This window comes from Streptomyces sp. NPDC046465 (assembly GCF_040646035.1).
Taxonomy (GTDB): domain Bacteria; phylum Actinomycetota; class Actinomycetes; order Streptomycetales; family Streptomycetaceae; genus Streptomyces.
The window spans coordinates 279,534-295,385 of the sequence record NZ_JBEYZK010000004.1; the positions used below are offsets into that span (position 1 = coordinate 279,534).

A 15,852-nucleotide genomic window follows, 5' to 3' on the forward strand; every position below is an offset into this window, starting at 1 on the left:
AAGGGCGGGGAGCGTGGCGTACACGGAGCCCACAGAGCACCGGGCGGAACACCGCCCGGAGTACCGCATCGAGGATCTGGCGCACCACAGCGGCGCGACGGTCCGTACGATCCGCGCCTATCAGGACCGCGGGCTGCTCCCCCGCCCGGAGCGGCGCGGCCGGTCCAATGTGTACGGGGACGCGCATCTGGCCCGGCTGCGGCAGATCGCGGACCTGCTCGACCGCGGGTACACGCTGGCCTCCATCAAGGAGCTCTTGGAGGCCTGGGACGCGGGCCGGGGGCTCGGTGGGGTGCTCGGACTGGCCGCGGAGGTCGACGGCCCGTGGACGGACGAGAAGGCCGACCGGATCACGCGCGCCGAGCTCGACGCGGCCTTCGGCGGTACGCCCGACGAGGCGGCGGTGGCCGACGCGGTCGCCCTCGGCGTGCTCGAACCGATGCCGGGGCGCGAGGACGAGTTCCTGGTGCCGAGCCCTCAAGAGCTGTCGGTGGCGGTGGAGTTGTATGCGGCGGGTGTGCCGCTTCCGGCGATCTCGGGCCATTTGCGGGAGTTGAGGGGCCAGGTCGAGCACATAGCGTCCCGTTTCCTGGAGTTCACGACCGAGCACGTGTTCGCGCGCTATCTCGGTCCGCACCCGCCGACCGAGTCGGACGCGGCGGAAGCGGCTTCGCTGGTACGAAGGCTCCGGCCGCTCGCCCAGCAGTCGGTGGACGCCGAACTGGCCCGCGCGATGCGCCTGTTCGCGACGCGCCACCTCCGTCAGCACCTGGAACCCGGCCAGCGCGCCCAGGCCCCCGATGAGCCGCGGAGCGTCGCGCTGCCGATGTCCACAATGCGTGCCGTGCAGGCTCTGGTTGGCGAGGAGAACGCGGCGGCGTTCATCGCGGCTGCCGCCGAACGCGAGGTGCAGACAAGGACATTGGACGCACTAGCCGCAAGTCCGCACAATACACAGCAACTTGACCAAATGCCGCCTCACACCTAAGAGTTATCCACAGAATTATCAACTAGCCTGTGGATAACCCGACTTGGCTGTGGATCAAACCTTCGGACCGAAATACATCGATGAAAAGTGGGTGGACAAAAATCGAGTGCGCGGAGAACGGATCACCGCGACGCTGAAGGCATGAACGAAAGATCCGCGCCAGCCAGGGCCACTCCGTGGCCGTCGACCTCGATCTGCCCCCTGCGACGCCGCCCGCGTACCTCTACCACGGCACCATCGCCGCCCACCTGGCCGCGATCCGCGCCGAAGGGCTGCGCCCCATGAACCGGCACGCCGTGCACCTCTCGGCCGACCGCGAGACGGCGACACACGTCGGCGCCCGTCGCGGACGGCCCGTCGTCCTGTCCGTCGACGCGGGCAGGATGCACCGCGACGGCCATGTGTTCCAGGTCAGCGCCAACGGCGTCTGGCTCACGGCCGCCGTACCGCCCGGCTGCCTGCGGTTTCCAGGGCCGCACTGAACCGAGCGGGGGGACTCAGCCCAGCTGGCGGACCGCCTCCGTGGCGATCTTCTCGAACACCGACTCGTCCGCGGCGAAGTCGGAGCCGGGGATCGGCCAGTGGACGACGATCTCCGTGAAGCCCAGCTCCTGGTGACGGCCCGCGAAGTCCACGAAGGCGTCGACGGACCGCAAGGGGCGGCTGCGGTCCGGCGTGAAGCCGGTCAGCAGGACCTTGTCCAGCTCCGCCGTGTCCCGGCCGATCTCCGCGCACGCCTTGCCGAGCTTCTCGATCTGCCCAGCGAGCGCCTCGCGGGACTGCTCAGGCGTGCCCGCCTCGAACAGCTTCGGGTCCCCCGTGGTCACCCACGCCTGCCCGTGCCGGGCAGCGAGCTTCAGACCGCGCGGGCCGGTGGCCGCCACGGCGAAGGGCAGCCGGGGCCGCTGCACGCACCCCGGGATGTTGCGGGCCTCGGTCGCCGAGTAGAAGGCCCCCTCGTACGTCACCGAGTCCTCGGTGAGGAGCCGGTCGAGCAGCGGCACGAACTCCCCGAACCGGTCGGCGCGCTCACGCGGGGTCCAGGGCTCCTCGCCGCTCTTCAGCAGCGTCGTGGCGTCGAAGCCGTTGCCGCCCGCGCCGATGCCGAGCGTGATCCGGCCGCCGGAGATGTCGTCGAGCGAGATGAGTTCCTTGGCGAGCGTCACCGGGTGCCGGAAGTTGGGCGACGTGACGAGCGTCCCGAGGCGCAGCCGCTCGGTGGCCGCCGCGGCGGCGGTCAGCGTGGGCAGAGCACCGAACCACGGACCGTCGCGGAAGGTGCGCCAGGCCAGGTGGTCGTACGTGTACGCCGCGTGGAAGCCGAGCTCCTCGGCCCGCAGCCACTGGTCGCGGGCGCCCTCGTGCCAGCGACGGACGGGAAGAATCACGGTGCTCAGGCGCAGACTCATGTCACAGAGCTTACGGTGACGCCCGCGTGCCGCCGGTCCTGCCCAGGGGCCCCAGGGCACTCAGATGTGCGCCCCAGCGCACGCCCGTGCACACAGGTGCGGGACAATCGGCCGTGTGACCTCAGCTACCCCAGGGCCCCAGCGCCCGGCCCCCGACGCCCCGGCAGCCACCGCTTCGGCAACCGGCGCCCCGGCCGGGCCGCGACCGCGCCCGCGGCCCCGGCTGATCGCGACGGACCTCGACGGCACGCTGCTGCGCGACGACAAGACGGTCTCGGACCGCACCGTCGCGGCGCTGGCGGCCGCCGAAAAGGCCGGTATCGAGGTCTTCTTCGTGACCGGCCGTCCGGCCCGCTGGATGGACGTCGTCAGCGCCCACGTCCACGGCCACGGCCTCGCCATCTGCGGCAACGGCGCCGCAGTGGTCGACCTGCACGGCGGCCCCGGCACCCACAGCTTCGTCAAGACCCGCGCGCTGCAGCGGGAGTGCGCCCTCGATGTCGTGCGCCGACTGCGCGCCGCCGCGCCGGGCACGTCCTTCGCGATCGAGCGGACCGGCGGACTGCACCACGAGGAGACGTACCCGCCGCTGCACATGGAGCCCGGCGAAAGCGTCGCACCCGCCGAGAAGCTGCTCGCCGAGCACCCGGCGGACTCCGCCGCCGCCGACCAGCCCGTACTGAAGGTGCTGGCCTTCCACCCCGGCCTTGCCCCCGACGAGTTCCTGGTGCTCGCCCGCGCGGCCATCGGCGACCGGGCCACGGTCACCCGCTCCAGTCCCAGCGCCCTCCTGGAGATCAGCGGACCCGGCGTCTCCAAGGCCAGCACCCTGGAGCTGTGCTGCGCCGAGCGCGGCATCACCCCGCAGGAAGTCGTCGCCTTCGGAGACATGCCCAACGACATCGAGATGCTCGCCTGGGCGGGCACGTCGTACGCGATGGGCAACGCCCACCCCGACGTCGTCGCCGCGGCCTCCGAGCGCACCGTCGCCAACAACGACGACGGCGTCGCGGTCGTGATCGAACGGATCCTCCAGGAGAGGCTGCGTAACGCATAACGGAGAAACGCATAACGGAGAAGGGGCAACGGGCAACAGGTAGCGAGCCCCCGCGCGGTTCAGAGCCTGACGCCCCGCTTGGCCAGCCACTTCAGCGGGTCGACCGCCGACCCCTGATGCGGTGTGCGCCGCGCCTCGAAGTGCAGGTGCGGTCCGGTCGAGTTGCCGGTCGTACCGGCCTGCCCGACCCACTGGCCGGGACGCACCCGGTCCCCTCGTTCGACGGTGACGGCCGCGAGGTGCGCGTACTGCGTGAAGTGCCCGCCCTTGTGCCGCACCACGACCTCGATGCCGAAGCCCCCGCCGCACGACACGCTCTCCACTCGGCCCGCACCGACCGACCGCACGGGCGCCCCGATGCCGACCGCGAAGTCCTGCCCGGTGTGCCGGTGCGCCCAGTGCTCACCGGCGCTGTCGAAGCCCGCCGAGAGCTCGTACGACGCCACGGGCGCCACCCACGCGCGCGTGACGGGTCTCCTCGGCTGGTCGAGCCGGACCGCCCCGCGGCACTTCCCCGCGGCGACCGACCGGTCGGCCTCGCCCTGCAGGGTCCACCGCGCCGTCTCCAGCTTCCGTCTGATGTCCCGCTTGAGCTGCGCCAGGCGCACGTTGCGCCGCTCCAGGACACGCTTGGCGCGGGCCGCCTCGCGCTTGGCGACGGCGAGGGCGACCGCCGCCCGCCGAGTCTTGGCGACGACACTGTTGACGGCGAGGTCCGCCTGCCGGAACGCCTGCTCCCCGCGCACCAGGTCGTCGGGGCTGTCCGCGAGGAGCAACTGGGCGGTGTAGGGCAGGCCGCCGCCACTGCGGTACTGGGCGCTGGCCAGTCGGCCCAGGTCGCCGTGGAGCGCCTTCGCCTCGTGCCGCTCCTCGGCGAGGAGCCGGCCCAGTTTCCGGACCTTCACCTTCTGGATGCCGGCCGCCCGATGCACCTCTTCGTAGCGTGCGGTTGCCGTGGAGGCCTCTCTGTAGAGCCGCGCCACGTCAGCGCTCGTGCCCGGCCCCTCGGAGGCGTGGGCGGCGGTGGGAGGCATGGCCCAGAGCAGCGCGCACAACAGCACCGGCAGCGCCGGCACACTGACGAACGGGCGCGGACGGCTGCGGATCAGGACCATGCCCCGGATCGTTGCCCGCCGCGGCGGCGCGGTCCCTGTGCCACTCGTGCACGCGGGGTGCACGATGCCCGTACGGCCCACCCGGGTACCGCCGAACAGGGGCCCCCGCCGCCCGCCGCGGAATCCGAACGCCGCCGTCAGGACGGGGACCGCGTCAGTACGGCGCCTCCCACACCACCGTCGTGCCCCCGCCGTCCTCGCCGATCCCGGACCCGTACCAGCTGTCGCCGCCCAGCGACTCGGCCCGTCTCTTGAGATTCTTCAGGCCGCTGCGACGGCCTCCCTCCGCGATGCCCACGCCGTCGTCGGCGACGGTCAGGCGGGCGCCGTGCTGCCCGTCGGGGAGAACCACGGTCGAGTCGACCACGACGTCGATACGGGCGGCCTGCGCGTGCCGGAACGCGTTGGACAGCGCCTCCCGCAGCGCCGCGATGAGGTTCTTGCCGGTCAGTTCGCCGACCACCGTGTCGACGGGCCCCACGAAGTGGTGCGAGGGCTTGAAGCCCAGCGGTACGGCGGCCATGTTGATCTCGCGCAGGACCCGGGTGCGCAGCCCCGACGGCGCCTCGGCAGGGCCCTGCTGCAGCGCGAAGATCGCCGTACGGATCTCCTGGATCGTCACGTCCAGCTCGTCGACGGCCCTGCCGACGCCGACCTGCACCTCCGGCACGACCGACCTGCGCTGGGCGCTCTCCAGCATCATCCCGGTGGCGAACAGCCGTTGGATGACGAGGTCGTGCAGGTCCCTGGCGATCCGGTCGCGGTCCTCGTAGACCGCGAGCCGTTCCCGGTCCCGCTGGGCCTCGGCCATCATCAGCGCCAGCGCGGCCTGCGAGGCGAACTGGGTGGCGAGCGTCCGCTCCGCCTCGCTGAACGGGCGCCCCCCACGCGCGCGTGGCGTCACGAGCGTGCCGAGGACCCGGCCGTCGCTCTGTAGCGGCAGCATCATGACGGGGCCGAAGGCGCGGGCGATCTCGGTCATGACGCGTGGGTCGGCGGCCACGTCGTCGATGAACACGGAGTGACCTTCGAGGAGGTCGGCCACGATGCGGCTCTCCGGAGGGACGATCACGCCGAGGGCCCCGATGGGCTCCTCCGAAGAGACCGCGACGACCTCCATGCCGCCCTCCTCGTCCGGCAGCAGCACGATGCCCGCGGTCGAGTCCGCGAGGTGCCTGGCCTGCTCGGCGACGACCGCGAGCGCGTCCTCCGCGTCGCTGCCGGACAGCAGGGCGGTGGTGACGGCCACGGAGCCGTCGATCCATCGCTCACGCTGCTTGGCGGCTTCGTAGAGGCGTGCGTTTCCGATGGCGATGCCCGCCTCCGTGGCGAGGACGCGCACCATGTGCACGTCGTAGTCGTTGAATTCCGCCCCGTCCCGCTTCTCCGTCAGGTAGAGGTTGCCGAAGATCTCGCCCTGGACGCGGATGGGGACGCCCAGGAAGGTCCGCATCGGGGGATGGTGCGCCGGGAATCCGCAGGAACGCGGGTCGGCGGAGAGATCGCCGAGGCGCAGCGTCCGCGGCTGGTGGATGAGGGCGCCGAGAAGGCCCTTGTGGCCGTCGGGCAGATGCCCGATCCGCTCGGCGGTCTCCGCGTCGATGCCGTGGTAGACGAAGTCGGAGAGCCCCTCGCCGTCCTCGGCGACGACGCCGATCGCGGCGTAGTGGGCGTCCGCGAGCTCGGCGGCCGTCTCACAGATGCGATCCAGGGTGGTGTGCAGTTCGAGCCCGGTACCGACCGCCCGCATGGCTTCGAGCAGCTGCGGCACCCGCGAGGTCAGCTCGGGCGAGAGCCCCTGGAGGCTGCGGGTCGCCCGTGCCGCCGCCTCGACCGAGTTCGCTGTGCCGTCGGAGGGCGGGGGGTCGGCGGAGGCCGAGGGTGCTGACATGCCTTTGAGCCTAGTAAGTCCTATTTGCAGGGGAAAGTCGAAGCCATTGCCGATCTTCCCCGAGTCCCGGTTCCCCGCACATCCGCAGCACCGTCCTCACCCCGCACATCCGCAGCACCGTCCTCACCCCGCACATCCGCAGCACCGTCCTCACCCCGCCACCAACAGATCTGCCGCCCGCTCCACCTCCAGCATCCGCCGCAGCGGCCCCTCCTCCGCCGCGAGCTCCGCGTACGTGCCGCGCTGCGCCACCCGCCCCTCCTCCAGGACGATCACCTCGTCCACGGCGTCGAGCCCGGCGAGCCGGTGGGTGATGAGCAGGGTCGTGCGGCCCTCGGTCGCGGCCAGCAGGTCGGCGGTGAGGGCGTCGGCGGTCGGCAGGTCGAGGTGCTCGGCGGGCTCGTCCAGGATGAGGACGGGGAAGTCGGCGAGGAGCGCGCGGGCCAGCGCGAGGCGCTGTCGCTGCCCTCCGGAGAGCCGTGCTCCGTGCTCGCCCACGAGCGTGTCGAGCCCGTCGGGCAGCGCATGGGCCCAGCCGTCGAGCCGCGCGCGCTTCAGGGCGTCATGCAACTCCTCCTCCGAGGCGCCCTTCTTGGCGAGCAGCAGATTCTCGCGCACCGAGCTATCGAAGATGTGGGCGTCCTGGGCGCACAGCCCGACCGTCCGGCGCACGGTGTCACCGTCCAGCGCGGTCGCGTCCGTGCCGCCGAGCGTGTACGTCCCCGCGTGCGCCCCGAGGAAGCGCAGCAGCACCTGAGCGAGCGTCGTCTTGCCGGAGCCGGACGGGCCGACCACCGCGATCCGGCGTCCGCGCTCCAGCGTCAGACCGACGCCGGCGAGCGCGTCCCGGTTCTGCCCTTCGTACCGGGCGCGCAGCCCCTCGACGCGGAGCGGGAAGGGCGTCTGGGGCGCCTGTGCGGGCACGGCGGGCTCGGGGACGGGTACGGGCGCGTCGAGGACCTCGTAGACCCGCTCTGCGCTCTTCCTGACCCGCTGGCGGTACTGCACGGCGAGCGGCAGCCCCAGCACCGCTTCGAAGGCGGCCAGCGGCGTGAGTACGACCGCGCCGAGGGCGACGCCGCTGAGCCGCCCGTCATGGACCGCCTGGACGCCGACGAGCGAGGCCGCGGCCACGGTGAGCCCGGTGACGAGTGCCCCGAGGCCATCACCGAGCGCGGTGGCGGTGGCGCCCCTGGAGGCGATCCGGGTCAGCTCGGCGTCGGCCTCCCCCGCCTTGGCCGTACGACGCTTCAGCGCACCGGCGACGGTCAGTTCGGCGGTCCCGGTGAGCAGGTCGGCGACGCGGGTGGCGAGCACCCCGCGCGCGGGGGCCAGCTTCCGCTCCGTGCGCCGGGCCACGGCACCGCTCACCCATGGGACACCGGCGCCCGCGGCGAGCAGCCCCACGGCGAGCACGGCACCCGCTTCGGGCAGCAGCCAGGCGGTGAAGCCGACGGCGCCCGCGCTCACGAGGGCCGCGGCGGACGCGGGGAGCAGCCAGCGCAGCCAGTAGTCCTGCAGCGCGTCGACGTCGGCGACCAGGCGCGAGAGGAGGTCGCCGCGCCGGGCCCCGCGCAGGCCCGCGGGGGCGAGCCGCTCCAGGCGCCGGTAGACGGCGACCCGGGTGTCGGCGAGCATCCGCAGCACGGCGTCGTGCGAGACGAGGCGTTCCGCGTACCGGAAGACGGCGCGGCCGATCCCGAAGGCGCGGGTCGCCGTCACGGCGATCATCAGGTACATCACGGGGGGCTGTTCCGAGGCCCGCGAGATCAGCCACCCGGAGGTGGCCATGAGGCCGACAGCGCTCCCGAGCGCGAGGGCGCCGAGCAGCAGTGCGAGCGCCAACTGCCCACGCCGGGCCCGCGCGGCCGCCCGGACCCGCCCCAACAGGCTCCGCCGCGAGGGCTCCAGAGACTTCGGAAGCCCGGCGCCACCGCCGCTGTCGTTCCCGGTGCCGTTCTCGTTCCCGGTGCCGTTCTCGTCGTTCTGGTTCCCGGTGCCGTTCTCGTTCTGGTTCTCGTAGGCAGGCATTCCATGCGCCGACGCCGACGAGCGGAACCCACCCTGCGCCCCCCGCCGCCCGCCATCGCCGCCATCCACCGCCACACCGATCCGCACCACCCTGTCGGCCACAGCCAGCAGCGCGGGCCGGTGCACGACCAGCAGAACGGTCCGTCCCATGGCCAGCCTGCGGACCGCCTCGACCACCTCCGCCTCGGTCCCGCCGTCGAGCGCCGCCGTCGGCTCGTCGAGAAGCACGACGGGCCGGTCGGCCAGAAACGCCCGTGCCAGGGCGAGCCGTTGCCGCTGTCCGGCGGAGAGCCCGGCCCCGTCCTCACCGAGGGCGGTGTCGACCCCGGCGGGCAGCGCGTCCACGAACTCCAGGGCACCCGCCTCCCGCAGGGCACCCCGCAGCTGAGCGTCGTCCGCGTCCGGCCGCGCGAGGCGTACGTTCTCCGCGACGGTCCCGGCGAAGAGGTGCGGCCGCTGCGGCACCCAGGCGATCCGCTCCCGCCACCGCTCGGGCGAGACGTCGGCCAGATCGACGCCACCGACGCACACCCGCCCCTCGGTGGGCCCGACGAACCCGAGCACCACGTTCAGCAGGGTCGACTTGCCCGCCCCGCTGGGGCCCACGAGCGCCACGGTCTCCCCGGGCGCCACCTCGAAGGCCGCTCCGGAGACCGCATCCGACGTCCGCCCCGGATACCGGACCGTCACGCCTTCCACGCTCAGAACACCCGAGGGCGCCGCCCCGGCCCCGGCGGCCGGCACCGGGGTCTCCAGGACCTCGAAGATCTCCTCGGCGGCCGAGAGCCCCTCCGCCGCCGCGTGGTACTGCGCCCCGACCTGGCGCAGCGGGAGGTAGGCCTCAGGCGCGAGGACGAGGACGACGAGTCCGTCGTACAGCTCCATCTCGCCGTGCACGAGCCGCATGCCGATGGTGACCGCGACCAGTGCGACCGAGATCGTCGCGAGCAGTTCCAGGGCGAACGACGACAGGAAGGTGATGCGCAGCGTCCGCATCGTCGCCTGCCGGTACTCGCCGGTGATCTTGCGGATGGACTCGGCCTGCGCCTTGGCACGACCGAACACCTTCAGGGTGGGGAGCCCCGCCACCACGTCCAGGAAGTGGCCCGAGAGCCGCGAGAGGAGCCGCCACTGGCGGTCCATGCGGTTCTGCGTGGCCCAGCCGATCAGGATCATGAAGACCGGGATGAGCGGCAGGGTCACGACGATGATCACCGCCGACACCCAGTCCTCGGTGACGATGCGGGCGAGCACCGCCACGGGCACCACGACCGCAAGTCCCAACTGCGGCAGATAGCGCGAGAAGTAGTCGTCGAGCGCGTCGACTCCGCGCGTGGCGAGGGAGATCAGCGACCCCGTGCGCTGCCCCCCGAGCCACCCGGGCCCGAGCGCGCCCGCCTGCTCCAACAGCCGCCCCCGCAGCTCCGACTTGACCGCCGCGCTGGCCCGGTGCGCGGCGAGCTCGGTCAGCCAGGCGACCAGGCCCCGTCCGGCCGCGACGGCGGCGAGCAGCACCAGCGGGGTGCCCAGGTCACCCGCGGAGAGGTCCTTCTGGAAGGCGCCCACCACGATCTCGGCGACGAGCATCGCCTGACCGATGACCAGGCCGGCCCCGATCAGCCCCAGGACGACCACTGCCACGAGGAAGAAGCGGGTGGCGCGGGCGTACCGAAGCAGGCGCGGGTCGATCGGTTTCACGTGAAACACACCCTCCGAAGGACGGGGGACAGGCAGGTCGAAACGGGCTCAGTGCGCGGCATCGGCGATGTGCTGGGTCCCGATCCGCTTGCGGAACACCCAGTACGTCCACGACTGGTAGAGCAGCACGACCGGCGTCGCGACGCCCGCGCACCACGTCATGATCTTCAGGGTGTACGGGCTCGACGAGGAGTTGGTGACCGTGAGGCTCCACTCCTCGTTCAGCGACGACGGCATGACGTTCGGGAAGAGCGTCAGGAAGAGCATCGCGACGGCGGCCGCGATCGTGATCCCGGAGAGCGCGAACGACCAGCCCTCGCGCCCGATCTTGATCGCGGCGATGGCACCGACGAGCGCGACAACCGCCACGGCCATCGCGATCATGCTCTTGCCGTCACCCTTGTCGGCCTGGGTCCAGATCAGGAACCCGAGCGCGAGGACGGCGGTGACGAGTCCGAGGCCCAGCGCCATCTTCCGCGCCCGCACCCGGATGTCGCCCACCGTCTTGAGCGAGGCGAACACCGCGCCGTGGAAGGTGAACAGCGTCAGGGTGACCAGGCCGCCCAGGATCGCGTACGGGTTCAGCAGGTCCCAGAAGGTGCCCACGTACTCCTTGTGGGCGTCGATCTTCACGCCGCGCACGATGTTGCCGAAGGCCACGCCCCACAGCAGCGCCGGGATCAGCGAGGTCCAGAAGATCGCGTGTTCCCAGTTGGTCTGCCACCGCTCCTCGGGCCGCTTGGCGCGGTACTCGAAGGCGACGCCGCGCACGATCAGGCAGATCAGGATGAGCAGCAGCGGCAGGTAGAAGCCGGAGAAGAGCGTCGCGTACCAGTCGGGGAAGGCGGCGAAGGTCGCGCCGCCCGCCGTGAGCAGCCACACCTCGTTGCCGTCCCAGACGGGGCCGATGGTGTTGATGAGGACCCGCTTCTCGACCCGGTCGCGGGCGAGCAGCTTGGTCAGGACACCGATCCCGAAGTCGAAGCCCTCCAGGAAGAAGTAGCCGATCCACAGGACGGCGATCAGTACGAACCAGACGTCGTGAAGTTCCATGTCCTCGTCGCTCCTTCCTTCAGTACGAGAAGGCCATCGGCCGGTCGGAATCGGAGTCGGCGTCGGAGTCGGAGCCGTTGCCCGGTCCGGGGCCGCCGATCTTGGTGGGCGGGTTGAGGTCCGCCTCGGTCAGCTCGGGCGGGCCCTTCCTGACGTACTTGAGCAGCAGCTTCACCTCGATCACGGCGAGGATCGCGTAGATCAGCGTGAACCCGATCAGCGAGGTGAGCACCTCACCCTGCGAGACCCCGGGGGAGACCGCGTCCCTGGTGCGCAGGACCCCGTAGACCACCCAGGGCTGCCGCCCCGTCTCGGTGAAGATCCAGCCCCAGGCGGTGCCGATGAGCGGGAAGATCAGCGTCCACTGCGAGAGCCGCCACCACCAGTTGCCGAGCTTCGGCGAGAGCTCCTTGTTCTTGGTGAGCATCAGCTTGGGGATGTCGTCCGCCCCGGTGCGGTGTTCCGGCGCGAGCCAGAACTTCTTCCGCGTCAGCCACAGGCCCGCGGTGCACAGCACCATCGAGACCCCGCCGAAGCCGATCATCCAGCGGTACGACCAGTAGGCGGTGGGGATGTTCGGCCGGTAGTCACCGGGACCGAACTTGTCCTGCGCCTCCTTGTTGAGGTCGTTGATGCCGGGGATCTCGGCGTTGAAGTTGTTCTTGGCGAGGAAGGACAGCACCCCGGGGACCTCTATGGCCACGTCGTTGTGCCCCTTGGCGACGTCTCCGTACGCGAAGAGCGAGAACGGCGCCGGCTTCTCGGTCTCCCACAGCGCCTCGGCGGCCGACATCTTCATCGGCTGCTGCTCGTACATGACCTTGCCAAGGGTGTCGGCGCTCACGACGGTGAGCAGCGTCCCGGCGAACGCGGCGACCAGACCGAGCCGCATCGACATCCGCATGGTGCGGACGTGCCGCTTCTTGCGCAGGTGGACGATGGCGATGCCGGTCATGAAGGCGCCGCCGACCAGGATGGCCGCCGAGATGACGTGGAAGAAGTTGACGAGCGTCGTCTCCTGGAAGAGCACCTTCGAGAAGTCGGTGAGCTCCGCGCGTTTGCTGCCGTCCCGCTCCACGATCTTGTAGCCGACCGGGTGCTGCATGAAGGCGTTGGCGGCGATGATGAAGTACGCCGACAGGACGGTGCCGATGGAGACGATCCAGATCGTCGCGCAGTGCAGCTTCTTCGGCAGCTTGTCCCAGCCGAAGATCCACAGGCCGATGAAGGTCGACTCGAAGAAGAAGGCGATCAGCGCCTCGAACGCGAGCGGCGCCCCGAAGACGTCACCGACGAAGCGCGAGTAGTCGGACCAGTTCATGCCGAACTGGAACTCCTGGACGATGCCCGTGACGACACCCATCGCGATATTGATCAGGAACAGCTTTCCCCAGAACTTGGTCGCTCTGAGGTAGTGCTCCTTGCCGGTCCGCACCCACGCCGTCTCAAGGATCGCCGTGAGGGCGGCGAGCGAGATCGTCAGGGGGACGAACAAGAAGTGGTAGACGGTCGTGATGCCGAACTGCCATCGCGCCAGGGTTTCCGGCGCCAGAGCCAGGTCCACTGCGACTTCTCCTTACTCACCGCGGGCCAAGGAGGCAATTTGCCGCCTTTTGTCCCACTGATCTCCGGATGAACCGGGACACGCTTGTGAACGCGTTCACATTCACAAGCATTATGTCGTACGGACTGTCGACACTCAAAGGGGGGTCCCCCCTTACCGCCGGGAACGCGAAGAAGGCCCCGGGACCCTGCCCGAGGCCTTCCTCATCACTTCCACTTCAGCGGCGCACTTCCTTCAGCGGTGCGCTCCAACACGGGCACCGGCGTCCCGCCGCGCCTAGAGCTCCTTGCGGAAGGCCTCCGCCGCCTGCAAGAAGATGTCGTTGGCCTCGGTCTCGCCGATCGTGACCCGCATCCCCTCGCCCGCGAACGGCCGCACGACCACGCCGGCCTCCTCACACGCCGCCGCGAAGTCGGCGGTACGGTCCCCGAGCCGCAGCCACACGAAGTTCGCCTGCGTCTCGGGCACCGTCCAGCCCTGCCCGCGCAGCGTCTCGACCACACGCGTGCGCTCGCCGACCAGCGAACCGACCCGGCCCATCAGCTCGTCCTCGGCGCGCAGCGACGCCACCGCCGCGTCCTGCGCGAGCTGGCTCACGCCGAACGGCACCGCCGTCTTGCGCAGCGCGGCGGCCACCGGCTCGTGAGCGACGGCGAAGCCGACACGGAGGCCCGCGAGGCCGTACGCCTTGGAGAAGGTGCGCAGGACGCAGACGTTCGGGCGGTCGCGGTAGAGCTCGATGCCGTCCGGCACCTCGGTGTCGCGGATGAACTCGCGGTACGCCTCGTCGAGGACGACCAGCACGTCACTCGGCACCCGGTCCAGGAACCGCTCGAGCTCCGCCCTGCGGACCACGGTGCCCGTGGGGTTGTTGGGGTTGCAGACGAAGATGAGCCGGGTGCGGTCGGTGATGGCCGCGGCCATCGCGTCGAGGTCGTGCACCTCGCCGTCCGTCAGCGGCACCCGTACCGAGGTCGCGCCGCTGACCTGCGTGATGATCGGGTACGCCTCGAAGGACCGCCACGCGTAGATCACCTCGTCGCCCGGGCCCGCGGTGGCCTGCAACAGCTGCTGGGCGACGCCCACGGAGCCGGTGCCCGTGGCGATGTGCGAGACGGGCACTCCGAAGCGGTCGGCCAGCTCGGCCATCAAGGTCGTGCAGGCCATGTCGGGGTAGCGGTTGAAGGAGCCGGCCGCGGCGAGCACACTCTCCAGCACGCCGGGAAGCGGCGGATAGGGGTTCTCGTTCGAGGACAGCTTGTAGGCCGCCGGACCGTCGGCCACCGCGGGCTTGCCCGGCTTGTAGGTGGGGATCCCCTCAAGCTCGGCGCGCAGCCTCGGGTTCGTCTCGCTCACCGCAGTCCTCCTCGTAGCCAGTCACAACCAGTTCGAATACTGCTTACCTTATGAGGATTCGGCTCCCCTGCGAATGGGCTTCCGGCATCTCCTCCACGGAGGGGCACGGAGCGGCCCGTGCAGGCGCGCGGAGAGATCCGTGCAGGCGTACGAGGAGAGAGGGGCGCCCCGTGCTCCCCCGTGCGCCGGTGGCTCGCTCCGTGGCGCGCGTCCCTCGTGAAGGTGAGTTGAGACCTCTTCGAGACCTGACCCTTTTGGCAGGCCCATGCGCGACGATCAGGGGCAGCTGTCCATCGGCCCCTTCAACTCCCTTGCATTCCAAGGTCATTGACCCACCCGTGCCATGCAGAAACGTGCCTGTCAACGCGTGAATATGCGCCCCTGCTACCCACCCCCATGAGCCCTACTATCGGCTCGCCATGACAGCAGCAGGGAAGCACCAGGTGAGCCGAGCGGAGACCGCACGCCGGGGCAACCGGCAAAGTCGAGCGGGGATCAGAGACGTCGCCGCAGCCGCCGGTGTCTCCATCACGACTGTCTCCGACGCCCTCAACGGCAAGGGTCGGCTACCCGACGCCACCCGACGCCACGTACGCGAAGTCGCAGAGCGGCTGGGCTATCGCCCGTCCGCGGCGGCCCGCACCCTCCGTACCGGCAAGTCCGGCCTCATCGGCCTGACCGTGACGACGTACGGGGATGAACCTTTCACCTTCACCGAATTCGCCTACTTCGCCGAGATGGCCAGAGCCGCCACCTCGGCCGCACTCGCCAGGGGATACGCCCTGGTGATCCTCCCCGCCACCTCCCGCCGCAGCCCCGTCGACGTGTGGTCGAACGTGGCACTCGACGGGACCGTCGTCGTCGACCCCTCCGATCACGACCCCGTGGTCAGCGAACTGGTCCGGCAGGGCCTTCCGGTGGTCTCCGACGGCCGCCCGGCGGGTTCGCTCCCGGTCACCGCCTGGGTCGACAACGACCACGAGGCGGCGGTCCTGGAGATCCTCGACCACCTCGCGGCCGCCGGCGCCCGCCGGATCGGCCTCCTCACCGGCACCACCACGGACACCTACACGCACCTCTCCACCACCGCGTATCTGCGCTGGTGCGAACGCGTCGGACAGGACCCGGTCTACGAGTCCTATCCCGCGCACGACCCGTGCGCGGGCGCCGTCGCCGCCGACCGGCTGCTCGCCAGGCCCGACCGGCCCGACGCCGTCTACGGCCTCTTCGACCCCAACGGCACCGACCTGCTCGCCGCCGCCCGGCGGTACGGCCTGCGCGTCCCCGACGACCTGCTGCTCGTCTGCTGCAGCGAGTCCACGGTGTACGCCACCACAGAACCGCCCATCACCACGCTCTCCCTCAAACCCCGGCGCATCGGCACGGCCGTCGTACAGCTCCTCATCGACGCCATCGAGGGCCTCGATACGGGCCGGCCCATCGAGCAGGTGATACCGACCGAACTGATCGTGCGCACCTCTTCCGAGCGACGTCCACCGCGCACGACGGTCAGCCCGCCCCGCTCGCCCGGGCACGGCTGACCGCTCCCGCCCGAGCACCCGGCCCCGGGCAGAGGTTGGCATCCTCCCCGCCACCTGCGGGGAAACCTCTGCCCAATTCGGGAGAAAACCTCGGCGAACCGGCCTCCGGAACCGATTCACCACCCCTGGTGCACCACACAGCGGGAGCC

The 15,852-nt window shown here is 71.0% G+C and carries 10 protein-coding genes and 1 pseudogene; 4 read left to right on the forward strand and 7 right to left on the reverse strand.

Annotation, left to right across the window (positions count from 1 at the left end; all coding sequences use genetic code 11):
• Window positions 1-13 precede the first annotated feature (13 nt).
• Window positions 14-988, forward strand: a complete 975-nt coding sequence (locus tag ABZ953_RS08825) for a MerR family transcriptional regulator (protein WP_361718968.1) — start codon at window positions 14-16, stop codon at window positions 986-988.
• Between the two features lie 149 nt (window positions 989-1,137).
• A pseudogene (locus ABZ953_RS08830) lies at window positions 1,138-1,470 on the forward strand (RNA 2'-phosphotransferase); the annotation flags it as partial.
• Between the two features lie 15 nt (window positions 1,471-1,485).
• On the opposite strand, the gene ABZ953_RS08835 reads toward ABZ953_RS08830, so the two are convergent.
• On the reverse strand, window positions 1,486-2,397 hold the full coding sequence (locus ABZ953_RS08835; protein ID WP_361718971.1) for an LLM class flavin-dependent oxidoreductase: 912 nt from the start codon (window positions 2,395-2,397) through the stop codon (window positions 1,486-1,488).
• Between the two features lie 223 nt (window positions 2,398-2,620).
• Here ABZ953_RS08835 and ABZ953_RS08840 point away from each other — a divergent pair, with 223 nt between their 5' ends.
• Window positions 2,621-3,454, forward strand: a complete 834-nt coding sequence (locus ABZ953_RS08840; RefSeq protein WP_361719266.1) for a Cof-type HAD-IIB family hydrolase — start codon at window positions 2,621-2,623, stop codon at window positions 3,452-3,454.
• Between the two features lie 59 nt (window positions 3,455-3,513).
• On the opposite strand, the gene ABZ953_RS08845 is transcribed toward ABZ953_RS08840, so the two are convergent.
• The 6 genes from ABZ953_RS08845 to hisC all read right to left on the reverse strand — a co-directional run bounded on the left by ABZ953_RS08845 (window position 3,514) and on the right by hisC (window position 14,162).
• Entirely contained in the window at window positions 3,514-4,569 is a 1,056-nt protein-coding gene (locus ABZ953_RS08845) for a M23 family metallopeptidase (RefSeq protein WP_361718974.1), read from the reverse strand.
• Between the two features lie 154 nt (window positions 4,570-4,723).
• The gene (locus tag ABZ953_RS08850) at window positions 4,724-6,460 is read right to left on the reverse strand and encodes a GAF domain-containing protein (RefSeq protein ID WP_361718977.1); all 1,737 of its coding nucleotides are present in this window, start codon (window positions 6,458-6,460) and stop codon (window positions 4,724-4,726) included.
• Window positions 6,461-6,610: 150 nt separating this feature from the next.
• Window positions 6,611-10,189, reverse strand: a complete 3,579-nt coding sequence (cydD, locus tag ABZ953_RS08855; protein WP_361718980.1) for a thiol reductant ABC exporter subunit CydD — start codon at window positions 10,187-10,189, stop codon at window positions 6,611-6,613.
• Between the two features lie 48 nt (window positions 10,190-10,237).
• Window positions 10,238-11,242, reverse strand: coding sequence for a cytochrome d ubiquinol oxidase subunit II (cydB, locus tag ABZ953_RS08860; RefSeq protein ID WP_361718983.1), 1,005 nt, complete (start codon window positions 11,240-11,242; stop codon window positions 10,238-10,240).
• Between the two features lie 19 nt (window positions 11,243-11,261).
• Window positions 11,262-12,806 (reverse strand): cytochrome ubiquinol oxidase subunit I, encoded by a 1,545-nt coding sequence (locus ABZ953_RS08865; protein WP_361718986.1) that lies wholly within the window; start codon window positions 12,804-12,806, stop codon window positions 11,262-11,264.
• A gap of 276 nt (window positions 12,807-13,082) precedes the next feature.
• Window positions 13,083-14,162, reverse strand: a complete 1,080-nt coding sequence (gene hisC / locus ABZ953_RS08870; protein ID WP_361718989.1) for a histidinol-phosphate transaminase — start codon at window positions 14,160-14,162, stop codon at window positions 13,083-13,085.
• 419 nt (window positions 14,163-14,581) lie between these two features.
• Here hisC and ABZ953_RS08875 point away from each other — a divergent pair, with 419 nt between their 5' ends.
• Window positions 14,582-15,703 (forward strand): LacI family DNA-binding transcriptional regulator, encoded by a 1,122-nt coding sequence (locus ABZ953_RS08875; RefSeq protein WP_361718992.1) that lies wholly within the window; start codon window positions 14,582-14,584, stop codon window positions 15,701-15,703.
• Window positions 15,704-15,852: the final 149 nt, after the last annotated feature.

What these genes read in the sequence shown, in the direction of transcription:
- ABZ953_RS08835 (WP_361718971.1), bottom strand. Translation starts at nt 2,397, where the DNA reads ATGAGTCTGCGCCTGAGCACCGTGATTCTTCCCGTCCGTCGCTGGCAC.
- ABZ953_RS08845 (WP_361718974.1), bottom strand. Translation starts at nt 4,569, where the DNA reads ATGGTCCTGATCCGCAGCCGTCCGCGCCCGTTCGTCAGTGTGCCGGCG.
- ABZ953_RS08850 (WP_361718977.1), bottom strand. Translation starts at nt 6,460, where the DNA reads ATGTCAGCACCCTCGGCCTCCGCCGACCCCCCGCCCTCCGACGGCACA.
- cydB (WP_361718983.1), bottom strand. Translation starts at nt 11,242, where the DNA reads ATGGAACTTCACGACGTCTGGTTCGTACTGATCGCCGTCCTGTGGATC.
- ABZ953_RS08875 (WP_361718992.1), top strand. Translation starts at nt 14,582, where the DNA reads ATGACAGCAGCAGGGAAGCACCAGGTGAGCCGAGCGGAGACCGCACGC.